This is a genomic window from Tolypothrix bouteillei VB521301, assembly GCF_000760695.4.
In the GTDB taxonomy this organism is placed as follows: Bacteria; Cyanobacteriota; Cyanobacteriia; order Cyanobacteriales; family Nostocaceae; genus Scytonema; species Scytonema bouteillei_A.
This window is the reverse complement of record NZ_JHEG04000001.1, coordinates 4,807,132-4,832,702: the sequence shown is the minus strand read 5'-3', so window position 1 is coordinate 4,832,702 and position 25,571 is coordinate 4,807,132. Positions and strand designations below refer to the sequence as shown.

General features: G+C 42.4%; 19 protein-coding genes. 8 read left to right on the top strand and 11 right to left on the bottom strand.

Features of this window, described 5'->3' with window-relative positions:
* Positions 1-40: 40 nt before the first annotated feature.
* Positions 41-1,399: a pentapeptide repeat-containing protein gene (locus HC643_RS19390; RefSeq protein WP_038075040.1), complete on the bottom strand. Its 1,359-nt coding sequence runs from the start codon at positions 1,397-1,399 to the stop codon at positions 41-43.
* Between the two features lie 360 nt (positions 1,400-1,759).
* Here HC643_RS19390 and HC643_RS19385 point away from each other — a divergent pair, with 360 nt between their 5' ends.
* The 7 genes from HC643_RS19385 (at position 1,760) to HC643_RS19355 (ending at position 8,623) form a co-directional block, all read left to right on the top strand.
* Positions 1,760-2,503 carry a tetratricopeptide repeat protein gene (locus HC643_RS19385; protein ID WP_050045965.1) on the top strand — a complete coding sequence of 248 codons (744 nt, stop codon included), beginning with the start codon at positions 1,760-1,762 and terminating at the stop codon, positions 2,501-2,503.
* Positions 2,504-2,550: 47 nt separating this feature from the next.
* Positions 2,551-3,342: a Tab2/Atab2 family RNA-binding protein gene (locus HC643_RS19380; RefSeq protein WP_038081454.1), complete on the top strand. Its 792-nt coding sequence runs from the start codon at positions 2,551-2,553 to the stop codon at positions 3,340-3,342.
* A 433-nt stretch (positions 3,343-3,775) separates the two neighbouring features.
* Complete coding sequence (locus HC643_RS19375; RefSeq protein WP_038081456.1) at positions 3,776-4,231, top strand: GNAT family N-acetyltransferase; 456 nt, start codon at positions 3,776-3,778, stop codon at positions 4,229-4,231.
* 59 nt (positions 4,232-4,290) lie between these two features.
* A complete protein-coding gene (locus tag HC643_RS19370) occupies positions 4,291-4,839 on the top strand; it encodes a CHAP domain-containing protein (protein ID WP_050045964.1) in 549 nt (182 codons plus the stop codon).
* Between the two features lie 373 nt (positions 4,840-5,212).
* The gene (locus HC643_RS19365; protein WP_050045963.1) at positions 5,213-5,401 is read left to right on the top strand and encodes a hypothetical protein; all 189 of its coding nucleotides are present in this window, start codon (positions 5,213-5,215) and stop codon (positions 5,399-5,401) included.
* A gap of 107 nt (positions 5,402-5,508) precedes the next feature.
* Positions 5,509-7,848 carry a DNA helicase PcrA gene (pcrA, locus tag HC643_RS19360; protein WP_038081459.1) on the top strand — a complete coding sequence of 780 codons (2,340 nt, stop codon included), beginning with the start codon at positions 5,509-5,511 and terminating at the stop codon, positions 7,846-7,848.
* Between the two features lie 139 nt (positions 7,849-7,987).
* The gene (locus HC643_RS19355; protein ID WP_038081461.1) at positions 7,988-8,623 is read left to right on the top strand and encodes a Uma2 family endonuclease; all 636 of its coding nucleotides are present in this window, start codon (positions 7,988-7,990) and stop codon (positions 8,621-8,623) included.
* 77 nt (positions 8,624-8,700) lie between these two features.
* Here the strand turns inward: HC643_RS19355 and HC643_RS19350 are convergent, their stop codons facing one another.
* The 10 genes from HC643_RS19350 to HC643_RS19305 form a co-directional block, all read right to left on the bottom strand.
* Positions 8,701-9,318, bottom strand: coding sequence for a Uma2 family endonuclease (locus HC643_RS19350; RefSeq protein WP_038081463.1), 618 nt, complete (start codon positions 9,316-9,318; stop codon positions 8,701-8,703).
* Positions 9,319-9,697: 379 nt separating this feature from the next.
* Positions 9,698-9,991, bottom strand: a complete 294-nt coding sequence (locus HC643_RS19345) for a hypothetical protein (protein WP_038081512.1) — start codon at positions 9,989-9,991, stop codon at positions 9,698-9,700.
* A 365-nt stretch (positions 9,992-10,356) separates the two neighbouring features.
* On the bottom strand, positions 10,357-11,220 hold the full coding sequence (locus HC643_RS19340; protein ID WP_038081464.1) for an SDR family oxidoreductase: 864 nt from the start codon (positions 11,218-11,220) through the stop codon (positions 10,357-10,359).
* A gap of 435 nt (positions 11,221-11,655) precedes the next feature.
* Entirely contained in the window at positions 11,656-12,864 is a 1,209-nt protein-coding gene (locus HC643_RS19335) for a 4-hydroxy-3-methylbut-2-enyl diphosphate reductase (protein WP_038081465.1), read from the bottom strand.
* A 101-nt stretch (positions 12,865-12,965) separates the two neighbouring features.
* Positions 12,966-13,838 carry an SGNH/GDSL hydrolase family protein gene (locus HC643_RS19330; RefSeq protein WP_038081467.1) on the bottom strand — a complete coding sequence of 291 codons (873 nt, stop codon included), beginning with the start codon at positions 13,836-13,838 and terminating at the stop codon, positions 12,966-12,968.
* Between the two features lie 91 nt (positions 13,839-13,929).
* On the bottom strand, positions 13,930-15,288 hold the full coding sequence (locus tag HC643_RS19325; protein ID WP_272899751.1) for an ammonium transporter: 1,359 nt from the start codon (positions 15,286-15,288) through the stop codon (positions 13,930-13,932).
* Positions 15,289-15,569: 281 nt separating this feature from the next.
* A complete protein-coding gene (locus HC643_RS19320; RefSeq protein WP_038081472.1) occupies positions 15,570-19,640 on the bottom strand; it encodes a PAS domain S-box protein in 4,071 nt (1,356 codons plus the stop codon).
* Positions 19,641-20,295: 655 nt separating this feature from the next.
* Entirely contained in the window at positions 20,296-21,906 is a 1,611-nt protein-coding gene (locus tag HC643_RS19315) for an ammonium transporter (RefSeq protein ID WP_038081514.1), read from the bottom strand.
* An 867-nt stretch (positions 21,907-22,773) separates the two neighbouring features.
* Positions 22,774-23,316: a 5-(carboxyamino)imidazole ribonucleotide mutase gene (purE, locus tag HC643_RS19310; RefSeq protein WP_038081474.1), complete on the bottom strand. Its 543-nt coding sequence runs from the start codon at positions 23,314-23,316 to the stop codon at positions 22,774-22,776.
* 459 nt (positions 23,317-23,775) lie between these two features.
* Complete coding sequence (locus HC643_RS19305; protein WP_038081475.1) at positions 23,776-23,961, bottom strand: hypothetical protein; 186 nt, start codon at positions 23,959-23,961, stop codon at positions 23,776-23,778.
* Between the two features lie 56 nt (positions 23,962-24,017).
* On the opposite strand from HC643_RS19305, the gene HC643_RS19300 reads away from it, so the two are divergent.
* Positions 24,018-25,553, top strand: a complete 1,536-nt coding sequence (locus HC643_RS19300) for a hypothetical protein (RefSeq protein WP_038081476.1) — start codon at positions 24,018-24,020, stop codon at positions 25,551-25,553.
* The last annotated feature ends 18 nt before the right edge of the window (positions 25,554-25,571 follow it).

Genomic DNA, 25,571 nt, shown 5'->3' with positions numbered 1-25,571 from the left:
TAGTGGTTAGTTGTTAGTAGCTACTAACCACCAACCACCATCATCTCCCCAATTTATTTGGAATTCCTTCGCAACCACCGGGAATTGTGTTTCTTGTTTTTTCACCGCCCCAGGCGCAGCAATAGTATCGTGCAGATTCAGCCATCCTTTGAGCATCGGTGAAATCAGCATTTTCTACAACAGCACCAGTATATTCGCCAGTTTCATAATCGGGTGGTTCGGTACGGCTGCGCGGTGATGCTTTCTCTACAGAACCGTAGAACAAGCGAGTCCCGTTGAGGTCAGCACCAATCAGATTTGTTTCATATAAGATAGTGCGGGATAGGTTGGCTTTTACCAAATCGCAATTACTGAGGTCAGCACGCACAAAATTGACTTCAGATAAGTCAGTCCACCGCAAATCGGTCCCAGCAAGGTCTGCTCCTGCTAGCATGACGCCCAAATCAATAACGCGCACGCCCTCAAGTCGGTCTTCAGCATAACCACCAACGCCATTTAGAATCGGTCTACCCAATCGACGATCGCGTTTCAGAGGTGTCAACAGTCTAGACCGTGAGAGAAAGCGCAGGATTTTTGCTTTACCGCTTCCATCAACACTACTTAAAATAGCAGCAGTTCTACCTTCTGCGATCGCTCTTTCTTGTGGCCAATCTTCTAATAATCCTTCTTCATCCAATACTAAGTCAGAAATGCCTTGGAAATATGAGTCAATTGTCTGCTGTTGGGTAATGATATTTTGCTGAATGGTGAGAAAGTTTTGCTGAATCGTTAGGTCTTTAGAAATTACGTACTGTCGCCAAGCAACATATACCGCGATAATAGCGATGAGAATTTGTCCCAACGCACCAAACCACTCTGCGAGTGTCCCAGAAGCCTCCCAGTTAATTTTGCGTCCCCAATTGAGAAGTCGCTCCCCAAAACCGCTAAACTTGACTGTACCAATTATGGCTGCCATCACTCCCAAAAATGCAACAAATATGGCTCGCTCTTGTGCTGAAAACCACTGTTTGATCGCCATTTCTACTGCAGGTAACAGCACCGCTAGGGATAGAAGTAGAGCTATCAGGATTCCGCACGCACCAACAATTGAGTTGTTGATGGCAATTCCAATAATTACGATCGCGATCGCGACGAGTATAAGCAACAGGGCTCTGGGTTTTACTGCTACATGGCTCGGAGTGCGTCCGCTGACAGCGGAACGTAACTGTTGCAGCGTAGATATTCTTTGCGGGGATTGTTGGGATGAAATTGCGGCTAGAGCCTGCTGGGTAGCAAGTTCACTGGGGAACAAGGGATTTTCAGCTCTCCCATCATCAAAATCATCTGGCTGTAAGATGTCTTCTAAGTGGGAGTCTTGTGAGTGGGCTTTAGATGAGTTGGAGTTTGATTCAATCGACATGTTTATATTTTGGCACTAGCAAGTCCCGATGCAACAGTGGTTTCATCGTAATCGCGAGATCGCACCAGAAGCAACCTCCGCAATCGGGAATTAGTTCAGTTGGGTGGGCAATACCAACTATAAGACTCATGCAGTGGGTATTGCCCGTTACAACTAACATAATATTTGACAAATGCAATAGAATAGCTATAGAGTGATATGTGATACAGTCTGATTTAAATTCATTTTTCCAAAATTGTTTCCTGTAAAAGCTTTGTCAAGAAAGCTATTTCATATTTCCTGTAGAATATCGGTACAGCTTTATACTTTTTGATAAAACCATCTTGTTTAGGATCGTAGTTGTAAGTTATCTACTAACGCATGGTTCATAGGCGCTTGTTTCAAGCAACTGGCTTGTTCGCAATTTTATTGTTGTTTGGTTGTAATGATACAAAATCACCAGGAGTATATAGCAACCAAGCCGTAAAAGAAGTTAATGTTTCCCAACTGCTAACGGAAGTAAACCACAATCAACAGGCAGAAGATTATTTTCATCAAGGCAATAGTTGGTTTAACGCGCAACGCTACAAAGATGCGATCGCAGCTTACGACAAAGCGATATTGATTAAACCGGAAAGTGCTCAAGCTTGGAATAACAGAGGTAATGCCTTCAACTCTTTGCACCAGTATCGAGAAGCCATAGCATCTTACAACAAAGCAATTGCTATCCAACCTAACAAACATGAAGCATGGTTCAATAAAGGCAATGTCCTCAGTGCTTTGAAGCGATATAAAGAAGCCATAGCATCCTACGATAAAGCAATTGCCATCAAACCAGACAAACATGAAGCATGGATCAACAAAGGCATAGCTCTAACAAAACTGCAACGCTACAAAGAAGCCATAGCATCCTACGATCGAGCGATTGCAATTCAGCCAAACCAGCACGAAGCTTACTATAACAAAGCTTGTGCTTACGCTTTGCAAAGTAATGCTAAACTAGCTTTGGAAAACTTGCAAAAAGCTGTCAATCTTTATCCTGGGAAGTATAAAAAATTAGCAAAAACTGACCCGGATTTTAACAAGATTCGCAGCGATAAGCAGTACCAAGCATTTATCCAGTAGAGATTGGTGAGTGCATAAAAGCTGGCATTGTAGGAATAACTTTGTGTATGAAAATTTGGCAAGCTGATTTCTACCGATGTCCCCAGCCAGATGCATCCGGACAAGTTTTATGGTATGTGCTGATTTGCGATTTGCATCGCGACTTTGAATATGAAGCCACTTGTCCGCAAGCACAAGCAAACTCGAGTTGGGTTGCTTCTCAACTTCAGCAAGCAGCCGGAGAAAAACTGCCAAACGTCATTCAAGTTTTTCGCCCCCAATCTCTCAGCATACTCGAACAAGCGGGAAAGAGTTTGGGGATTACAGTAGAAGCAACTCGCCACACTCTTGCATTAAAACAGTGGTTGCAACAAAAGCAGTATCCTGTAGTTTTGGACAAACCACCTCCCGCACCATTACCAGAAAATTTATGGGGAGAACAATGGCGTTTTGCATCACTCGTTGCAGGTGAAATCGTAGATGCATTTAGCGATCGTCCCATCCCCGTTTTAGAAATGCCAGAGCATTTACAACCCCTCAATTTAGGTTTGGCATCAACAGTACCCATTCCTGGCGTGGTTATCTATGGTGGACGACAATCCATGCGTTTAGCACGGTGGTTGCAACAAGCCAATCCCATAAGCTTGAATTACATTGCTGGTACACCTGATGGATTGGTGTTAGAAGCTGGTTTAGTCGATCGGTGGGTTGTTGCTACATTTGAAGATAAAGAAGTTACAAACGCAGCTAGAGTTTTTACGCAACGGAAGCAACAAAGTCGAGGACTGCATTTTTTAGTTGTGCAACCTGATGATTCTGGTGTGACTTACACGGGTTTTTGGTTGTTGCGGGAAGAATAGCGATCGGCGATCGGTAGGTAGGCTAGGAACTAGCCTACTTCTATATATAATTTTTTGGCAGTTCGGGGAGCATCCCAATTTGGCACATTGCCCTCAGAATAGAATTCTGGTGCTATACAAACAAAGCCTGCCTCCGCAGGCTATGCACTAGTCCGCGTAGGCGGTGAGTCCAGTGCTGCAGGCGGGTTTCCCGCCGTAGGCAACTGGCGAACCCGGAGGGACTTCGTTTGTGTAGCCGTGATTTCCAATCACTTGATATTTTTTCCAAATTGGGATGCTCCCGCAGTTTGGGAGTACTTAAGAAATTAAGGGAGGAGTTTCTGTAAATAGAGGTGAAGATCGCGATAGACTGATAAAAACTTTTAACCCAAACGCAGGTCCCCGGAAACATTCACAAAGTAAAATTTCTTACCAAATTAAGGAGATGAGTTGATTGCAAATTCGCGAAGATGATTTGACAGGTAAAAAGATTGTTGAGTTTCTCCAAGAACATCTCGAAAATATGTATGAGATTACGCCACCTGAAAGCGTTCATGCTCTTGATTTAGAGGCATTGAGATCTCCAGATATTACTTTCTGGTCGGCTTGGGAAGGATCGGAATTACTCGGATGTGGGGCGCTCAAAGAACTAGACTCAACAAGCGGTGAAGTCAAATCCATGCGTACTACCAAAGCTTACCGCAATCAAGGTGTCGCCTCAAAGATTCTCGAACACATCATTCAAGAAGCCAAACAGCGTGCTTACGATTGCCTGTATTTGGAAACAGGGTCTTCGCCTGAGTTTGCTCCCGCAAGAGCTTTGTACATAAAATACGGGTTTGAGTATCGAGGTCCTTTCGTTGGATATACTGACGATCCAAATAGCGTGTTTATGACAAAAAAGCTTTAGAATTTTTTGCTGTTTGCTAATGTAGGCTCCCGTTATTTTAGGTCAACGTTTTAAAGCTTATGACGGAAAGTTATGAGGAAAAACGAGCATTGCTTGCTAAAGTAGCTCTTCAGGAGGGACAACTCAAATTACGAGGAGATGAAAACAAAGCAGGGTTAGAGATTGAAAAATATCTTAATGTCTTCCGAAATGCCTTTAACAGGATTGATAGCACAACAAAATACTCTGATAAAACTATTGGATTTGATTGGTGCTGTGCTTTTGTTTACTATTGCTGTCTTCAAGCAGGATTTTCATTTCCTGTAAAACCGATCGCATCCCACCGTTCAACGTTAGGAATTGTGAGAGTTTGGTATGATTGGGCAAGCTTACCCGAGAATCAGTTCTATTATTCAGCTAACACTGCTGGTTTTAAAGCACTACCAGGTGACATTGTTTTGTTTAATTGCTTGCTTGAGAACGTAGAGCTAGACCATATAGGTATTGTGGTAGACGTTAAATCACAAGGGGTGGTTTCAGCCGAAGGCAATGTCATGAACCAATCGGGAATTTTCTACCGACATGGGGGCAAAAACATTCAGGGTTACATTCGCTTGAGCAAGTTCTAACAAATACATTGCAACGGCGACAGCCAGCTTTTTATCCACAATTTTATGTAGAATGGTGAGCGTTGTCTGAGAATTATATTCATTGGCAATGGAGATTGTAGACAAGCAACAGCAAAGGAGAAAAGTTTGACTTCAGTCAATGATAGTTTTACGTGTACGATTTGGAGAATTACTTTCAAAGTCAATAGCAGATCTAAATAAAAATTATGATTTTAAATTTTTGAAACAGCTTTTGGCACAAGCAGTTATTGACAATACCTTCGATGAGTTTCAGGAATTTTATAAAGGAAAACTCGTAAGTACGTTAATATCTAGATTGCATTAAAAAGTGGATACATAAATACTTGTATTTTGGATGTGAGGAGTAAAGTTTGTGACTAGACCGCCGAGCCTTGGTGTCAGTATTTTCTTATATATTACTGGTATTTTATTAGTAATTTTAGCTATCATTCTTCTCCTACAAGCTTTTGGAGTTGTCAAGAACATTCCCAAAGAAGCAATTTGGGGTTTAGTGCTGCTGTCGATAGGTTCGGGAATTTTAACCGCGATTCGCCGACGTTAACTTTTAACCGAGCATCGTTTGGATTGAGTAGCCTTCGTAGGAGCTACTATTTATTAATGTAACCATTAACTGGTCACTGGTCACCGATCGCTTGTCACTGTTATCCCATGTCAACAACTGACTTTCTCAGTCACCTCAATCCCAGTCAACGCCGCGCTGTTGAACATTTTTGCGGTCCCTTACTAGTTGTTGCTGGTGCGGGTTCTGGCAAAACACGAGCGCTGACTTATCGCATTGCAAACCTCATTTCCCATCACCGTGTCGATCCGGAGAATATCTTGTCGGTTACCTTCACGAACAAAGCCGCACGAGAGATGAAAGAACGGATTAAGAAGCTGTTCGCCGAACAGCTGGCTATGACGGAACACGGCGAACGGTTTGACTTGCTACCAGAATACGAACAAACAAAACTCGAGTCAAAAGTTTGGAAAAAAACCGTTAAACACTTATGGTGCGGTACCTTCCACAGTTTATGTTCGCGGATTCTTCGCTTTGATATTGCAAAATATGAAGATGAAAAAGGACGGCGGTGGACGCAGAATTTTTCTATCTTTGACGAGTCTGATGTTCAAAGTCTTATCAAAGACATTGTGACTAAACAACTGAACCTAGATGATAAGAAATTTGAACCTCGTTCTGTCCGCTATGCTATCAGTAATGCTAAAAATCAGGGTCTATCACCTCAAGAATTTGAAAGAGAACAACCTAATTACCGGGGACGGGTGATTGCAGAGGTTTATACTTCTTATCAAAATCGACTTGCAGAAAATAACGCCCTTGATTTTGATGACCTCATCTTAGTCCCTGTAAAATTGTTTGAGCAGAACGAGCAAGTTTTGGGTTATTGGCACAACAAATTTCGCCATATTTTGGTAGATGAGTATCAAGATACTAACCGGACTCAGTACAATTTAATTCGCTTATTAGCAACCAACGGGGAACCGAAAAAGAGTGAATGGGACTGGACAAACCGTTCCGTGTTTGTAGTCGGTGATGCGGATCAGTCCATTTATTCCTTTAGGATGGCTGACTTTACCATTTTGTTGGAATTTCAGCAAGATTTTGGCGATGGCTTACCAGATGAAGACACCAGGACAATGGTTAAGCTAGAAGAAAACTATCGCTCTTGTGAAAATATCTTACAAGCAGCAAACCACCTGATTGAGAACAATACCCAAAGAATTGATAAAGTCCTCAGACCTACACGTGGTGCGGGAGAAGAAATTTATTGTCACAAAGCGGATGATGAACTTGTAGAAGCTCACTTTGTCATCAATCAAATTCAGACTTTGGAACATCAACACCCGGAGTTGAACTGGGGTAGTTTTGCTGTTCTTTACCGAACCAACGCTCAATCACGCCCGTTTGAAGAGTTACTGGTTCGGAATAATATTCCTTACACTGTGGTGGGAGGAATTAAGTTTTACGATCGCAAAGAAATTAAGGATGTCTTGGCTTACTTGCGAGCGATCGCAAACCCGGCGGATACTGTGAGTTTATTACGAGTTATCAACACTCCCCGACGCGGTATTGGAAAAGCTACGGTAGATTCACTCATCAAAGCATCTCAGGAATTAGGCACAACCTTGTGGGAAATACTGAGCGATGAGACATCAGTCAATACATTAGCCGGACGTTCTGCCAAAGCCGTCAATGGCTTTGCGGATTTGATTCGTCAATGGCAAGAACAATTAGATAAAGTTCCTGTTTCAGAAGTTGTACGAGGAGTACTTGACAGTTCGGGTTACATCCAAGATTTGATGTCGCAAGGGACAGATGAAGCAGAAGATAGGGTGCAAAACGTCCAAGAATTGTTCAATGCTGTACTGCAATTTCAAGAAGAAAACGATGATGTAACGCTGCAATCGTTCCTTTCAAGTACGGCTTTGAGTTCCGATTTAGATAATTTAAAAGAAGGAGAAACGGCAGTTTCTTTGCTGACTTTACACGCTTCTAAAGGTCTGGAATTCCCCGTGGTGTTTTTGGTGGGTTTGGAACAAGGGTTATTTCCCAATTACCGTTCCATGAACGATCCCGCAGCATTAGAAGAAGAACGCCGTCTGTGTTATGTCGGAATTACTCGCGCTAAAGAACGGTTGTATTTAACCCATGCGAGAGAACGCCGTCTGTATGGATCTAGGGAACCTGCTCTGCGATCGCAATTTTTAGATGAATTGCCAGAAGAACTTATGGCGTCTCAACGCAAAAGTCAAATGGCTTATATTCAACGTGCAAGTGCTAACCTACAGCAGAGTGCAGCCCGTGGGAAAAAAGGCGTGACAGAAAATTGGCAGGTGGGCGATCGAGTTTTTCACAAAACCTTTGGTATTGGAGAAATTACTCACATCTTTGGCTCTAACAGTAAGGTTTCATTAGCCATTAAATTTGCTAACTTGGGTCAAAAAATTATCGATCCTAAAGTAGCTCAGTTACAAAGGGCTGATTGATGGGGATTTGGCGCGGATTAATGAGCTGATTGCAAAAGTTCAAAAAATGAATTACCTACCGCAGATGAACGCAGATGCACGTTGAGCGTTGATTTTCTATGGGTGTTAAAGTCAAATATCTTATGTGGCGGTTGTAACTATGACCCAAGCTCAAGCAGAAACCGAAGTAAAGTTATATACCTTTGATGAATTTATCGAATGGTATCCAGAAAAGTCAGAATTCCGGTACGAATTGCACGATGGAGTCATTGTGGAGATGCCAAAACCTAAAGGGAAGCATTCAAATTTGACGGGTTCTCTGGCTGAAAGATTACTTATAGCTATTAGAGAGATGGGGAAAGGGGATATTTGGACAATACCCAGAGAATCGATTGTAAAACCGTACCGAGAGAAGTCTGGGTACGAACCGGACATCATTGTTTTAAATAAAGAAACTATCGCTACTGAGACACGCTGGGAAAGTGAATCAATTATCCAAAATGCAACTTCGGTCAACTTAATAGTAGAAGTTGTTAGTACCAATTGGCAGGACGACTATTACGATAAACTCCGTGATTATGAAGGCATGGGTATTCCTGAATACTGGATTGTAGATTATGCTGCTTTGGGAGGGCGTAATTTTATTGGTTATCCCAAACAACCTACTATTTTTGTACACGAGCTGGTTGATGGGGAATATATAAAAACAACGTTTAGAGGGAATGATGCGATCGTCTCTCCTACCTTCCCACTATTTAATCTCACCGCACAACAGATTTTTAATTTGGCTAATTAAAGCGTGTTTATAAATGAAGTAGGATTGCTATAGTGATTCGGGAGTAGTTAAAGTTTCCCATGAAATAATTTACCCTATTATTTGGCAGAATCAAAAATTTGTTTTGCTGTTAAATTCAATTCTGGAAATACTGCTGATTGTATACAGTCATTACCTCGAAATTGAAGAACCTGATACTCTCGATCGACTAAGGAGTACACAGAAATTGTAGGTTGTTTGGGATTTCCTATAAATCTCCTTCCGCCTAGTGCTGCATAGTCAACTATCCAATATTCTGGAATGCCCATCCATTCATATCTACCAAGTTTTATATAATAATCATCTTGCCAGTTGGTACTTACAACTTCAATAACTAGCGGGATTGATGCAACTTGACTCACTGTCGATTCTTTTTTCCATAAAGGTTCATTTACTAAATTAGGACGATTTAATAGTAATATATCTGGAGAGTAACCAGATTCGTTTTCTTCAGGTTTTATAAAGGCTGTTTTAGGTATAATGTAGGGCAGGTCTAGTCTGTCAAATTCAATAGTTAATTTTCGAGCTAAAAAACCTATAATTTCTTCGTGTGGACCGACTGGTGGTGTCATTTCAACTATTACTCCATCATGCAGTTCATAACGGCGATTAGAATTTTCTGGATACCAAGCTATAAATTCTTCAAAGGTTACTTGTTTGGGTATAGTCAAAGCCATTTTTTGAGTTCCTGTTTACTTGCTTACTATATTTTTTTAAGTGAGTCTATTTTACAAGTGTAAGATATAAGCTACATAACCGCTTTAACCATTATTAGTATAAAAGCACTACATAGTATCAAGATTGCGCGTTTGCGAAGCGCAAGCTGTACTCAGCCGAGCGCACAAACCTGTTAGCTGTTTTATAGCATTGACAGCGATTAAACCTCTTTTTATCTCATAGTAGGTTATGCAACTAATAAAAACTTCTTCTTCTAAACGAGTTATCTGCTTTATCTTTTGTTCTATGAGTTATCTGCTTTATCTTTTGTTCTATAGTTATATTTTTTTTTCAAAAGATAACTAACAATATTTGTATCCAGTAAATATGCCACTCTATTTATCTTCCTTCCACTGCTTCATCAAATATTTTTATTTGTTCTGGTGTTAAGTCATTGAGCGTTCCGGAAACAGCTTCTAGAGCCAGAAGCTTATCAATTCTACGTGCTAATTCAGCATTAGGGATGGCTCTAAATTCTTCAGGTGAAAAGTTACCAAAAAGGTTGACTAAGTCTTGAATTCTTTCTTGTTTTTTTAGGTTCACCATGTAAAAGCTATTGCCTTTAAATAAATTTTCTACAATTGGTAAGATGCGGTTTGTTAGTTCTTGAATATAATTAGATATTCCTTGCATGAATTTTACCTCTGTTTTTTCGAGTGAGCATTTGTCTATTTTAGTGGAATTTGCTTTCCCGATAATTTCGTTGATAGTTTCAACTGGACGCTCCTTCAACGAAGATACGCGCCTTGCGTGGGACGCTAGTAGCGCTCTGATATTACATATGGGGATTGAATCCTAACTGAAATAAGCAACTTATAGAAGATGGGGTTCAGCGATCCTTGGGGCGGCAACCCCGCGTAGGAGTGTGTCTCTACGCCCCGCGTCTCTCAGATTGCGTCTCCCCCTGCTACTTTGTGTTAGTGGTAGTCTTCAATTTCCATCAATACTTTTTATTACAATTGTGATACATATAGCGATCGCATCAGGTTTTACAAGCCCTAGCCTCTAGCCAATTCTTCTCGTAAAGACAAAGGTTCATACCCCAATGCAAAAGCTTTGGAACTATCCAAAGAAACATCGGAAGGTCTTGGGGCTGCCATTTTCACGTCTTGCTGTCGGCTAGCTTTAATCTGACTGCTTGGCAGTTGAAATACCTCTGCCATCACTAGACCGAAATCATATCGCGAAATTCGCTCTTTTCCTCCTAAATGAATATATCCCTGCACTTTATCTAATGCCAATAACAACCCTTTTGCCGCAGTTTTTGCACTGACTGGAGTCCGAAATTCATCTATAAACAAATTTAAATCTTTTCCTTCTTTAAGAGTTTGAATAAAGGGCTGTATAAAACTTGTGGCTGTGGGTGTCTCCATACCAAACATCAATGGCATTCGGCAAACAGCTGTCTTAGGATAACGCTCTAACATACCCTGCTCGGCCATCACTTTATGTTCTCCATAAATGTTGACAGGAGAGACAGAATCTGTTTCTCGATAAGGAGCGTTTAAACCATCAAAAACTAGGTCTGTTGAGGTAAAAACACAAGGAATAGAAGCATCCGCACAAAGCCCGGAAATATTGCATGAGGCTTCTACATTAATTGCATGGGATTCATGAGGATGAGTTTGGCAAAAATTTGGTTGAGACAGTGCTGCAGTATGAATCACTGCTGTTGGTTTGATATCGCTAAAAACCTGCTTCAGCTCCTGGAAATCTGTCAAGTTAACTTTTATTGTGGTTATACCTGGAATGTCTGCAAAGTGGGAAAAGCAGGTTCCGCAGACAACATATTCTTGCTTCGCTAACTGGCAAAGGTGCCAACCTAAAAAACCACTCGCCCCTGTAATTAACAATTTTTTCATATCATTGCTCGATCGCAAACCATAAAAATCATACCAATCTTACAAAACATTCTATATAGAGCAATCCTATTAGATATTTATGAAGTACGCACAGGCAAACCCTCGTCTGGAGAAGTGGTGTTGGGTATTGCTCACCCTAAAGTACTGAAAATTTTGACAAATGATTTAAGACTGCTATGCTTGGGGTAAACTCATGACACGCAAGGCTTTTTCAATCCAAAATCCAAAGTTCTATAAATTTGAATGAACCTCACTTAAATTTTTAGCAAAGTTCTTTTATAACGATTCCATAAAACTAATTTCCGATCTACCTTATGTTAAGTAGGTCAACCAAAACAAGTTCAACAACCATTAGACCCGGTATTGCGTACACCACCGGGTTTTTTTATTTATAGATTTTTAATGGGCGTCGGAATTATGCCCAACGCCCTACCTTTACACCACAACGGGTATCGCCTTAAATTCAAAAATCTTTTCAATCACATCTTCTACCACCTTATCCGGTGTAGAAGCACCAGAGGTAATTCCTACTACTATTTTCCCTTCAGGTAACCAATTTTCTGCGATCGCTAATTGCCCGTTGAGTTCTCTATGTTCTATTCTATTACCCGATAAAAGCCGTGCAACGCTGTCAATATGATATGAAACAATTCCTCTTTGAACGGCTATTTGTTGCAATTGTGTCGTATTGGATGAATTAAACCCACCAATCACTATCATTAAATCCAGTTTTTGTTCCACTAACTCCAACATTGCATCTTGGCGTTCTTGAGTAGCATCACAAATGGTATTGAAGCTTTGGAAGTGTCTGTCTAACTCAGCAGGTCCGTATTTTTTCATCATAGTCCGCTCAAACAGTTTTCCAATTTGCTCGGTTTCACTTTTGAGCATGGTAGTTTGGTTGGCAATACCCACCTGTTCTAAGTCTTTATCGGGGTCAAAACCCTGAGAACAAGCTTTATTGAATTTTGCTAAAAATTCCTCGCGGTTACCACCGTTGAGAATGTAGTTAGTCACATACTCAGCTTCCCCCATATTCAGCACTATCAAATATTTACCAGCAAAAGAACTGGTTGCAACTGTTTCTTCGTGCTTGTACTTACCGTGAATGATGGAAGTGTATTCGCCTTTTTTGTGCTTTTCAACAGTGTTCCAAACTTTAGACACCCAAGGACAAGTTGTATCGACTATTTTACAACCCTTATCGCTAAGAATTTGCATCTCTTGAACGCTTGCGCCAAAAGCGGGTAGGATGACAACATCGCCCGGTTCGACAACAGAAAAGTCTTTTTTAGTTCCCTCGACAGGAATAAATTCTACTTCCATCTCCTGCATGCGTTGGTTCACAGAAGGATTGTGAATAATCTCGTTTGTGATCCAAATGCGTTCGTTTGGGAAATGGGTGCGGGTTTCGTAAGCCATTGCTACAGCGCGTTCTACACCCCAACAAAAACCAAAAGCTTGAGCTAGGTGGATGGTAACATCTCCACGAGTTAGGGTGTAGTTACTGTTGCGAATTTCCTGAATCAAATGGCTTTGATACTCTGACTGTAACTGTGTGGCGACTTCTGCTTGGTGACCAAACCCTTTACGATGGTAATTTTCTGAATGTTGTAGAGAGCGTTTAAAAGCTTTGGTATCCATTGTTTTTCTTTTAAATTGTCATTTTTTATTTTCCCTTGCAAAGAGGTGAATTCAATAGGAGCTTACAAGGATTTTCAAAAGCTGATGCACAAAATATTATGTCAGCTTACCTGTTGAGCCATTTTGGGTGTTTGTTGTAATTTTATTTGACTATATAACTGTATAGCAGAACTCCAAACCAAATAACCTTCCTGACTTAGGTGTAACCCATCAGTACTGAGTTCGGGACGCAGATTGCCTTGGCTGTTAGCAAATAATGGATATAAATCCAAATACCTTACGCCTTCTTTTTTGGCTAAGTGTTCTAGTTGCTGATTCAACTGACGAATGCGACTGTTAGGAATCGCTAGCAGTTTTTCTTTGCCTTCCCAAGTCACTTGTTCGACTCCATGGGGCAAAATGGACTGGACTACAATTTGCGCTGTTGCATGGTTCTTTCGCAAGGAACGTACAATTTGTTGCTGATTCTCTAAAATTGTCTCATCACTGACCCCTCGAATGAGGTCATTAATACCAATCATGACAAAAATTGTCTCTGGATTGGTGGCATTGAATAAATCCAATCGATTTAATAATCCTGTGGTTTTTTCTCCAGAAATTCCCTGATTCAGCCAATTTCTGTCTTTGGGTAATAACTCGGAAGGAAACCACAGACTGAGAGAATCTCCCGCAAGTATTGTCAAACGTTGTGGGTTCTTTTGAGCAGCGACTTTGGCTTCTTGTTTGAGAACATCTACCCATTGCCAGTAACTGAGTTTGTGACGCGGTCCCAATTTAGGCACTGCGGGTGAGGTGGCTGCTTGAGCTTTGGATTGACTGTCTGGATCGAGCGTACTGGGGTTGGAGACGATCTTAAAAAACGCTGCCAATTCCTGCTGTCGGCCAATCAGCAGGGCGATCGCAAAGATTAAAATGCAATTGGTAGCTAGCGATAGATACGCCCAGGTAGGAAGATTTTTTGCACGAGTGTTCACGGCTAACTCTAAGAATGATGAATGATGAATGATGAATTATGAAATTTTTTACTTCATCATCCATCATTCATAATTCATAATCCATAATTTATCATCCTTTTTGAGAAATGTTAATTCGGTCTCCGAACTCTTCGTTGTAACCTTCTTCACCGTGTTCGTTAATATCCAAACCTTGGAATTCTTCTTCCTCTTTGACTCGCAAACCCACTGTGGCATCTAGAATTTTCAAAATAATCCAAGTGCCAACACCGGCAAAAACATATGCAACCACAATTGCTACTAGTTCTATCAGTAATTCTCCAGGATTCCCATACAATAAACCGTTTTTTCCTCCTGAGTTGACTGTTGTGGTTGCAAATACACCTGTCAAAATTGCTCCCACTGTCCCGCCGACTCCATGTACGGGATAGGTATCTAAAGCATCATCCACTTGAACTTTGTGCTTGAAGCTGATTGCATAAAAGCAGACAAAGGTGGTGATGCTACCAATTAAGATTGATGCTAGGGGTGTAACAAACCCTGCCGCTGGTGTGATACCTACCAATCCTGCAACTGCTCCTGTGGCTGCTCCAACTGCTGTTGGTTTACCACGCAAAGATTTTTCTAGAATCAACCAGGTTAAAGCGGCGGCGGCGGCGCTTGTATTGGTATTGACAAAAGCTGCTACTGCTAAATTATTTGCCTCTAAAGCACTACCTGCATTGAAGCCAAACCAACCAAACCACAACAAACCAGCACCTAACAGGATAAAGGGAACGTTGTGAGGGGGGCTCAGGCGATCCGGAAAAGTTTTCCGAGGTCCGAGGACAATCGCCGCAACGAGGGCAGAAATTCCAGAACTGATGTGTACAACTGTTCCACCTGCAAAGTCAAGAGCGCCTATACCACCCAATAACCCCAAGAACCCTCCTTTACCCCATACCATGTGGGCAAGGGGAGTGTAAATGAACGTTGACCACAACAAGACGAACAAAGAGTATGCCGTGAAGTTCATTCGCTCGGCGATCGCACCTGAAATCAACGCCGGGGTAATAATGGCAAACATGGCTTGGTAAATCATGAATGCTTGATGGGGTATTTTGGCTGCGTATTCGGTTGTCTCAAAACCTACCCCATTTAAACCCAGCCACTGGAACCCACCAATGAATTTTCCCAGGAAGGACCCATTAGGTGCAAAGGATAGGCTATATCCCCACAATATCCAGGTGACACCCACAATTCCCATGAGCACGAAGCTCATCATCAGCGTGTTGAGAACGTTGCGCGATCGCACAAATCCTCCATAAAAAAACGCAAGACCGGGCGTCATCAACAATACCAATGCTGCTGAAATCAGCATAAAAGCTGTAGACCCTGTATCGGCTGGAGGTGGAGTTGTCGTTCCTTGAGCAACGGCGTTAGCCATCAACGGTCCACCCAGAAATAGTAGGGTCATAACCCCAATCGTCATCACTTTTTTCAACACTTACTTTCGTTCCCGCGCACCAGTGATTTTTTTGTGTGAGTATATTTATTTCAGTAACTTTTGATACCTAAAACAGTAGCGAAAGTTACAAAATCTTGATATCTTAGCAAGATTTATAGATTTAATACTTCTTCTTGTAGTTGTCAAGTAGCCAAAGGTTATGAGATTATAGAAAGATTGCAAATTTTTGTTACTGAGTCACCTGAGTTAGACACAAAATTAAGTGTTTGGTATGACAAAACTTTGCTCATAATATAATCAAACATTTAGATAATAAAATCACTTTGGTCTGTTGTTTGGTGCAACGGATGAAGCAGTTGGACAATTTTCTCCACTAAATTCTCCGGTTCAAAAGGTTTGGACAGATGCATATTAAATCCAGCGGCGACAGCTTTTTGTTGGTTGATTTCTCCTGCATAAGCTGTGAGTGCGATCGCTCGAATCGTTCCGCCTTGTTGGGGAGACAACTTTCTAATATGTTGAATCAGGGAGTAGCCATCCATTTTTGGCATACCAATGTCACACAGTAGCAGATCCGGAACAAACCGATTCAAGAAATTTAATGCTTCTACAGCCGAAGCAACGGTCGTTACTCGTGCGCCCGATTGCGTCAAGATAAATTTTGCCAACTCTCGCATATCCGCATCATCATCCACTACCAGGATCTCAATACCAGTAAGGTGTGCTGTACTTCCTGACGGGTTCTCATCAGAAGATAACTCCTGCTCGATGGCGTTTAACGGTAGCCGAACAGCGAATGTTGCTCCTAAATTCTCACCCGGACTGGTTGCCCAAACAGTTCCTCCATGCAATTCCGTGAAATGACGAACAATCGCCAGCCCCAATCCCAACCCACCGAATTGTCTTGTTATAGTACTGTTTTCTTGGCGGAAGTACTCAAACACGTAGGGCAAAAACTCTGGAGTGATACCAATTCCCGTGTCTTTCACTTGAATTTGAGCATACATACCTACCTGTTCTAGATGCACCTCAACCCGTCCTCCAGAGGGTGTGAACTTTACAGCATTGGACAGGAGGTTCCAAAAAACCTGTTGCAGTCGATTCCGATCGCCTGAAACGGTTCCTAAAATGGGTTTAAGCGTAGTTTGGATGTGAATGTTCTTAGCTTCAGCAGCCAACCGTACCGTTTCTTTGGCTGCTTCGATTGTGGCTGCTAAATTGACGGGTGCGACATTTAACGCCATTTTTCCTTGTAGAATGCGCGAGACATCCAATAAGTCTTCAATCAATTGCGCTTGCAGCTTGGCGTTGCGTTCGATGGTTTCTAAGGCTTGCTCGGTTCTTGTGGCATCTAAGCGATGACTTCGCAGCATTTTTGTCCAACCCAAGATAGGATTGAGGGGCGATCGCAGTTCGTGAGACAATACCGCCAGAAACTCGTCTTTTACCCGGTTTGCCGACTCTGCTTTGTCACGAGCGAGTTGAGCGACTCGGTATAACTGGGTATTGTCGATCGCTAAGGAAGCACGGCGAGCTAGTTCTTCTGCCAATTGCAAATCGCGGGTATTGTATCTTCGCCCGGACTCGGAGCTTACAAAGGTAATAACGCCTAAAATGCGGTCTTGCGTTCGCAACGGTACTGTCATTGCCGAGCGGAATCCAACCTGACGCAAAATGTGCAAATGTTCTGGATCGCGGGCTGCTTGTACGAGCAACTCATCTGGTATATCCGGTAATATATCGGATTGTCCGGTTCGCAATGTCAGTGCAGTACCCCGAGGATCGTTGGGATTGAGGGGGTATTTTTGTCTGATTTCGTGCGCCCAGAGAAGTTTGGCAGGGTCGTTATGAGCGACGGCAATCTGCTCGATACAACCATTTTCTTCTACTATATGCACCGTACACCAATCTGCTAACTCAGGTACGGCAAGCTGTGCGACTCGCTCTAGGGTAGTTTGATAGTCGAGGGAAGAAGCTAGAACTGTACTTGCTTCTGAGAGAAAGCGTTGACCTTGCTCTAACCGGACTTGCTCTGTGATGTCTACGACATAAACTAAAACGTCTTCTACTTCATTGTTGGAGTTGATTGTTGGCAGATAGTAAACGTTGTGGTAACCGGGGGTGCGATCGCTGCGTCCGGGAACACTTACAGCAAAGTTTGGTGAGATAAAAGAGTTCCCTGTGGTGTAAATGTTGTAAAAGACTTCGACTAATTTTGGATCTGACTGACCAAAAAGTTCTGGAATGGAATGCCCTAAGTGTTGTTCGCGTGTGAGTCCGTTGATTTGAGCTAATGCTTCATTAATGGCAACAAATCGCTGCTGTGCGTCTAACAATCCAATTCCCACCGGAGAAGTTTCAAAAATGTTTGCCAGTTGACGCTGTGCTGCTTCGACTTGAGTACGGGCAATTCGCTCGCGTTCTAGCAATGTTTCGCGCTCGTGTTCGGTTTGCTTGCGTCCTGTGATGTCAATAACGGCTCCGATGGAATGTTTGGGATTGCCCTGAGAATCATAAGTACACTGTCCTCTTGCTTCTACCCAATGTACCGAGCCATCCAACCAAAGCAGGCGATATTCGTGGTGATATTCCTTCTGGTCGAGCATAGCTTGCTGAAGTTTCGCCTCAGTTTGTGCTAAATCATCTGGATGAACCCGGCTTGCCCAAACCTCATAACTGGGTTGGCATTCATTGGGTTGCAGCCCTAGCACCGTGAAATGCCCTTCCGACCAAAGCATTGCACCAGTTTGCACGTCCCAGTCCCAAGCTCCCATACGTCCAACTTTCAGTGCCAGTTGCAGGTGCGCCTCACTTTCTCGCAATTCCTTTTCTGCTCGCGATCGCTCTACAGCTAACCACGTTTGTTCGGCAATTTGCTCCATTAGTGCCACATCCTCCTCCGTCCACTGGCGGGGAGAAACATGATGCAACACAAATAGCGCTACAAAACGTCCTTGCTTTACCAAGGGAACACACAGAAGAGATTTCGTCTGAATTGCATCAAAAGCAGCCTCACCCGAACCGCACGTGCGCGGATCGACATCAACATCATCCACAACGATCGTTTTGCCCTGCTTGAGTTCAGCAATAATTTCAACACCGAAGGAATTCATGTGGTGATTGCCTACTACACTGATAACACCATTACAATAGTCACGATTGACAATGACGTATTCTTGTGTTGGGTCGATATCACCGTAGGTACAGCGTGTGACTTGGAAGTGCTTTCCTGTAGCACAAACGACCTGCCACATAATTTCCTTTGGGTCTTGGATGGTCCGAATCGCATCATTTAATTGGATCGAGAATTGCTGCTGTCTTAAAAGGCGTTCGCTCCGCGTGCGTAACATCTCGCGCTCTGCTTCAATTTGTTTGCGCTCTGTAATATCGACGGAAACGCCAATCATGCGAACTCCCCGTCCGGTCGCATCATGATAGACTTTTCCCTGGCTGTTAAGCCAGCGCACGACACCCTCTGGACTGATGGTGCGGTATTCTTGATTGTAGTAGGATGCTTCTCCAGCAAACGCTTGTTGGATTGCTTGTTTCATCCGGTCTCGGTCTTCTGGATGAATGACTGCAAAAAAATCTTCTTTTGTACCTTCTTGAATGCCCCAAATTTCACAAGCATTGGGAGTACATACCACTCGATTGGTTTTTAAATCCATGTCCCATCCAACCATCTTTGCTGCAGCCAGTGATAGCTGCAGGCGCTCTTCACTCTCTCGCAATGCCCGTTCAACATATTTGTAGTCAGTTACATCACGAGCAATGTTGAGGACTGTTTCCACAGAACCATCACTCGCAAATTCAGGGACGATACGCGATTGATACCATCGCATACCTTTTGGAGTTGGAAAACTGTATTCAATAATCTGTTCCTGACCTGTTGCAAAAACTTGCTGTAAACCGTCATTCCAAATACTACAGACGTTCCCTGGCATTCCTAGATCGGTATTGGTCTTACCAATAAAACGCTCTGATGGAATACCCGTTGCCAGTTTTATAGAAGGGCTAACATAGAGATGGCGAAACTTTCTATCAATTCGGCTGATAATATCTGGGGCGTTTTCCAGTAGTGCTGACAGATCTTGTTTCTCACGATCCAAGCGTGCGATCGCTTGCTGTTGCTCGATAATTTGTGATTCTAGCAAAGCGTTTTGAGCTTGTTTCGCCCCATCAACATTAACATTAGGATGCGGTTCACCTCCAAAGCTGCGGGCAATGCGTTCGATTGTTTCGGAACGGGAAAGCCCTCGCAACCGAGCCTCCTCATCAAGCAATCGCCATGCTGTACTGGTAAGAGACACGCTAACTCGTTGTTTCGTTTCTGAGCCCCAATTCCTAACAAATTTACCACTGGCGTCGCGCTTCATGAAGATTTACCCGTATACATACACGGTTTTTTTTATTGAATCTCAATAGATCCCCAGTAAGAATCTGTCTTAAGAGTGAGGTTGTCGCTTAAGGTTTTATAACTCAATACGGTTTTGTTAACAATGTCTCATCCTTGAAGATCCCCCCTAGACCCAATACTGCAAGGGCTCTCGAAAATTGTCGCGGCAGACAAGCACCTTTGTGCAGGGGTTGCAGGGGAGGAAAAAACGGCAAAACCCGACAAGTATTGCCCCTAGACCCCCTTCTTGAAAAGCTACGGTGGTGTACAGATCTATAGAAAAGAGATGAAACATCGTGAAAAGGGAGAATTGGAATGAAGTTCCCCCCTTTTTTAAGGGGGGTTAGGGGGGATCGAAACCGCAATGAATGCAATTGAGAAGACTTGTGTATCTTGAAAGGCTACTCCCTTCCCGCTCGAAGATTTCGAAAATTAAATGAACCGCAGAGGCGCAGAGGACACAGAGGAAAGAGGAGAAGAAGATCGGTAGTCTTATGGCGGAAAGGGAGTAGTCCTAAAGTGATTGAAAAATAAAAAGCCTGCTCGAGCAGGCTTTGTTTTTTGAAATCTTTCTCAGTCCATCTAAAATCAAATAGAAGACCTGTAGAAACTCACAACTTGAGAGTAGGAGACGCCTACAAAGTATTGGGTATGTCTCCCGAACGAGTCACTCCAGATGAATGAATACTCCCTTCTGTAAATCCGGTTGCACCAGCTTCTTTAACGAATCCGTTATAAGCTTCCATACCGTGTTCGCCAATGTCCAAGCCTTCGATTTCCTCTTCTCTAGTAACTCTGATACCCAAAGTTGCTTTCAATGCAAGCCAGAAAATTGTGCTGAGAAGAACGGTCATACCACCAACAGTGAGGACACCGAGCAACTGAACGCCCAATTGTCCCAAACCACCACCAGCAAACAAACCTTTTGCGGGACCAAGACCATCTGTGTACCAGGGGAAAGCTGCATTACCGGGACCTACAGCAAACAAACCGACTGCGAGAGTCCCCCAAACACCACATACAAGGTGAACGGAGGTGGCTCCTACTGGGTCATCAATACCAATTCTGTCAAAGAAGGTGACAGCAAAAACAACTACAACTCCCGCTACAAGACCAATGATAAAGGAACTCGGAATAGTGATGAAAGCACAGGGTGCTGTGACAGCAACCAAACCAGCCAGAATACCATTAATAATCATGGAAAGGTCTGGTTTACCCAAGTACAGCCAAGCTGTTGCTGTAGCTGCAATTCCACCAACAGCACCTGCCATGTTAGTTGTTAAAGCAATGTGAGTGATGGCATTGGGATCTGCAGCCATTGTGGAACCGGGGTTAAAACCAAACCAGCCCAACCACAGAATTAAACATCCCAAGGTAGCAATGCTCATGTTGTGACCGGGTAAGGCAACAATTTGCCCATCCTGATATTTGCCAATACGCGGTCCGAGTATTGCAGCCCCCATCAACGCAGCCCATCCACCAACCGAGTGAACGACTGTGGAACCTGCAAAATCAAAGAAACCTTTTTTGTAAAGCCAGCCCCCGCCCCAAATCCAGTGACCGGTAATAGCGTAGGCAACCCCTACAAGCAAAAGGCTGAAAATTAAAAAGTCAACAAACTTAATCCGTTCGGCAACAGCACCTGAAACAATGGTTGCTGCTGTTCCTGCAAACACGAGTTGGAATAAAAACTTAGCAGCAAGAGGTACACCAGCCCAGTTAAGAGCGCTAAATACTCCCTTATAAGCATCTCCTGTTGCAGGGCTGTTGTCTGCGCCTTGTAAGAAGAAGCCACTTAATCCGATGAAATCATTGCCATTGCCAAACATTAAGCCAAAACCAATTGCCCAAAAGGCAACAGTGGCAAGAGCAAATACAATTAGGTTTTTGGCAAGAACGTTAACTGCGTTTTTCTGACGGCAGAAACCAGTTTCTAACATACAGAAACCAGCGTTCATGAAGAATACTAGAAAGGCTGCGATCGCTACCCATAGCGTATCGAGAGCAACTTTCAAGTCTGCTGTAGTTGGTCCTGCGGGTGCAGGGGTTTGGGCAACCGCCGCACAACCCCAAGCCAGGACAATCATGCAAGCTACTGGAATACAAGCTTGCCAGCTCGGTGACAACCGTTTGATAGCTGCACTCAATTGCTTGACAATTAGCTGATTTTGTGCGCTGCTACCCTGATGTAACAACCGCCGCCTGTTTCTTTTTCTCGATTTGTTTTTGTTTGTGCTCTTTATCATCATGCTCTCAACCAATCCTTAGAAATACCGTAAAAACACGTTGAGTAAAGGTTGGATAACGTCTGAAGCTTGTAGAAGTTGTTTTTGATACTCGACATTTGGGCAAGTCGGCTGCTTACACTAACTGATTTTCATGACCTCAAGCGGTTAAGTGAACACCAGTATGTCAATAAATGAGTTTGTCGTCAATAAACTAAAGTTGCTACCTCTACAGATTTTACTAATATTCTTAAAAAATTATTATGTATTTTGCGAAACAGTCAAGACCGCTTTATTGACTCTTTACTCAATACCTTTTGAAATGACTAAAAATGGGTCAAAACCCCGATCTATCTAAGAACTCAGGAATCTAGAGATCTAATGAAAACTAGCTACTTTGTTAGCTCACCGACCATTTCGAGCGCACCATTTTAAGAAGCTTTATAAGGCTTTTTTAGGAAAATTACCTCATGGAACTCCTATTTTTCTACACTTAATACTTTTTACTTGGATTTACTGATTACTGCTTTGCCGTTTGCTCTCTAGCTCTATAGTTAAAATTCATTTCGCAAAATTATGAACTGTTAACCGGGGACTGTCAAAAGCTCTCAATTAAATCTAAGGTCAAAATGAAAATTCTCTTTTCATTCTGTAAATTTCAATACAGTTTTTTTTGAAAAAATTCTAATTTTGCTTTCAGATTTCTGTTGACTTCCTTCTCCTTTGCGGTTCATTTAATTAGGTAATCTTCAAACGAGACAGCAGTAAACTTCTCTCCAGCAAAATCTGTAGGAGTTCATTTTTTACAAACTCCCTCGCTTGTGAGTGCGATACGGTAGTATAGCCGTTAAGCGAAGCTTATCGCCCTTAGCGCAATCCGTACCCGACTTATCGCATTTGCTCGAGATATTCTTGATAACCAAGATTTTCTAGCTTTGCTTGCTTTGCCATAACTGTTTCCAATAAGTTTTGGCGGTATTGCTGCACTTGCTCAAGTAATACCGACTGATGGGTTGCTAGAATTTGTACTGCTAAAAGACCGGCATTTTGAGCATTACCGATAGCAACTGTTGCAACTGGTATCCCTGCAGGCATTTGTACTATAGAGTACAGCGAATCAACTCCTTGCAAGTGACGGCTGGGAACGGGAACGCCGATAACGGGAAGCGGAGTTAAAGATGCAACCATTCCTGGAAGATGAGCAGCACCACCAGCACCAGCAATAATAACTTTCAAACCGCGTTGGTGTGCAGATTTAGCATACTCCACCATGCGTTCTGGAGTTCGGTGAGCGCTAACAATTGCGACTTCGCAGACAACGCCAAATTCTTCACAAATTGCGATCGCTCCTTGCATGGTTGGTAAGTCTGAATCGCTACCCATAATAATGCCGACAAGGGGGTTTAAAACTGTAACTTGATTGTTTGACATAGTTGTACATTTTTGTCATTTTGTACAGGTATAGGCATAGTCGTATCCATCCTTAATTACTAAGGTTTGCCTCGGAAATGATTTAAGAGCTTGTTAGGACTACCACACGCGGATTTGTAAACCGTTAATCCGTGCCTTAATGGCAATCGACAGAGCAATAAACTGGCGTTCATTTATTGGTGTCATGACTCAAAAATCGTAGGTCTAATCCTGTTCCTGCACGTTCGGTAGAGTTGTCAATTTATGTCCAACTCTGGGTAGGTTTTACCGAACGGTCATAGGATTTTGGATTTTAGATGCGTAGATTGGGGATATTAGACTTGGGGATTAGATAGGCTGTATGTAAGATCATCTCATCTATTGACGTACATAATGCATACTGTCTTTAGTAGGATAAATTATCATGAGCAACAAAGGGTAATATGCTGTAACTTAATTCCTACCAATCTCTACCCATTGCTACTCTTGATTGGGTAGGTCTGATATAAGTTGGTCAACAAACTCTCTTAGCCGTTCTTTCCAATCAGGGATGGTTTTTAATTTTTCGCGGACACCAACTCTGACATTGAAACAAACAGGTGTTCGGTCAAATGGTGTGTCATTCAATGGTTTTGCGCCCAACTGATGTTTTTTTTGAAAAGGCATACACAACGAGTCAAAGTATTGCTATATTAATATATAGCACGAAAAAAGGTCGAACAATGGTTACGCTCACATATTGCAAAGGACTTCCTACACCAGAATACGAGTTAAATAACCTTGGTTTTACAGACTTCGAGATGTTTTTAGCAGCGTATTCGCCAATAGTTCACAAAGCGACTTGTGAGACAGTTAATCATTTACTGACGGGAAAAAAGTTTAATAAAGCTGATTGGAACACTTATCTACAGAAAACCTATAACATCAATAAACGCCATGCTAATGGTATTATCTCTGATGCTACTGGACGTGTAGACTCCGCTAAAAAATGTCGCCTCCATCATATTAATCAGTTAGAAGCCAAGTTAAAATCTGCTCTTGATTGGGTCAAAGCTGCTGAAAAACGATTATTCAACGCTCAAAAGTTTTATACTAAAAAGAACTGGCAAAAATCAAAAATGGGTTGTAAATTCCCATTATCGTGTTCGCTACAGTTTAAATCTACCAATTGGCGTTATCTCAAGTTTATTCTTCACAATAAAAACCGATATATTTATCAAACAAAACAACAACTAAAATATCTGAAAAATGCTCCTCTACAAGTATTTGTTCCCCGAAATAACGTTTTTGTAGTTGGTTCTAAAGATGAATCTTTTGGAAACCAAACTTGTCAGTGGGATGGTGACAAGATCCGGTTCAGAGTTCCTTACTGTTTAGAACCAAAATTCGGTAAGTACGTTGAAACTAAGCTTGGTAACTTTGACAGAAACATTAACAGATTACCCGATGACGGTGCTAAAACTTGGCATTTTTATCGTCAAGATGGAAAGTCTAAAGGACAGAAGCTTCTGTCCGGCGAGCTTTCCGGTAAATGGGTTGCAGCCATTCAGTTTACACCTAAAACTGTAGAACGTGTCAGCCGACCCATTCAATATGGATGCATCGGAATTGATATAAATCCCGGCTCTATCGGCTGGGCATATGTCGATTGCCAAGGTAATCTCAAAGCTAAAGGTGCCATTCCTTTGCAGATGGGATTGCCTCAGAATAAACAAACCAGACAAATAGTTAAAGTCTGTTTACAACTTGCAGAATTAGCGAAAAAGTATGCTTGTCCAATTATATGTGAGGAGTTAGACTTTTCATCTAAAAAAGCGGAGTTACGCGAAAAAGGTAGAAAGTATGCTCGAATGTTATCAAGCTGGGCATACAACCGATTTTATGAACTTAAGACAAGTATTTTAAGTAATCGTGGTATTAGCCTAATCCAGAAAAATCCAGCATTTACAAGCTTAATTGGATTAGTTAAATATTCACGAATGTATGGTGTTTCAAGTGAGATCGCTGCTGCAATTGTAATTGCTCGTAGAGGTATGAACTTGAGTGAAAGATTACCGCGTGCCATGTCCGCTTATCTGGAAATGAATTCTAGAAAACACGTATGGCACGGGTGGGTCAAAGTCAATAATTTCGTCAAGCAATGCGATGTAATACGGTCTAGGCACTCGTATTATACTGTTTCTAACTGGAGTCCATTGGTTAAGGACTATGCCGAGCGAGTAGCCACTGGTAAAAGTCGGGCGAGTTCCAAGCGCTGATCGTTAATGGATATTGCT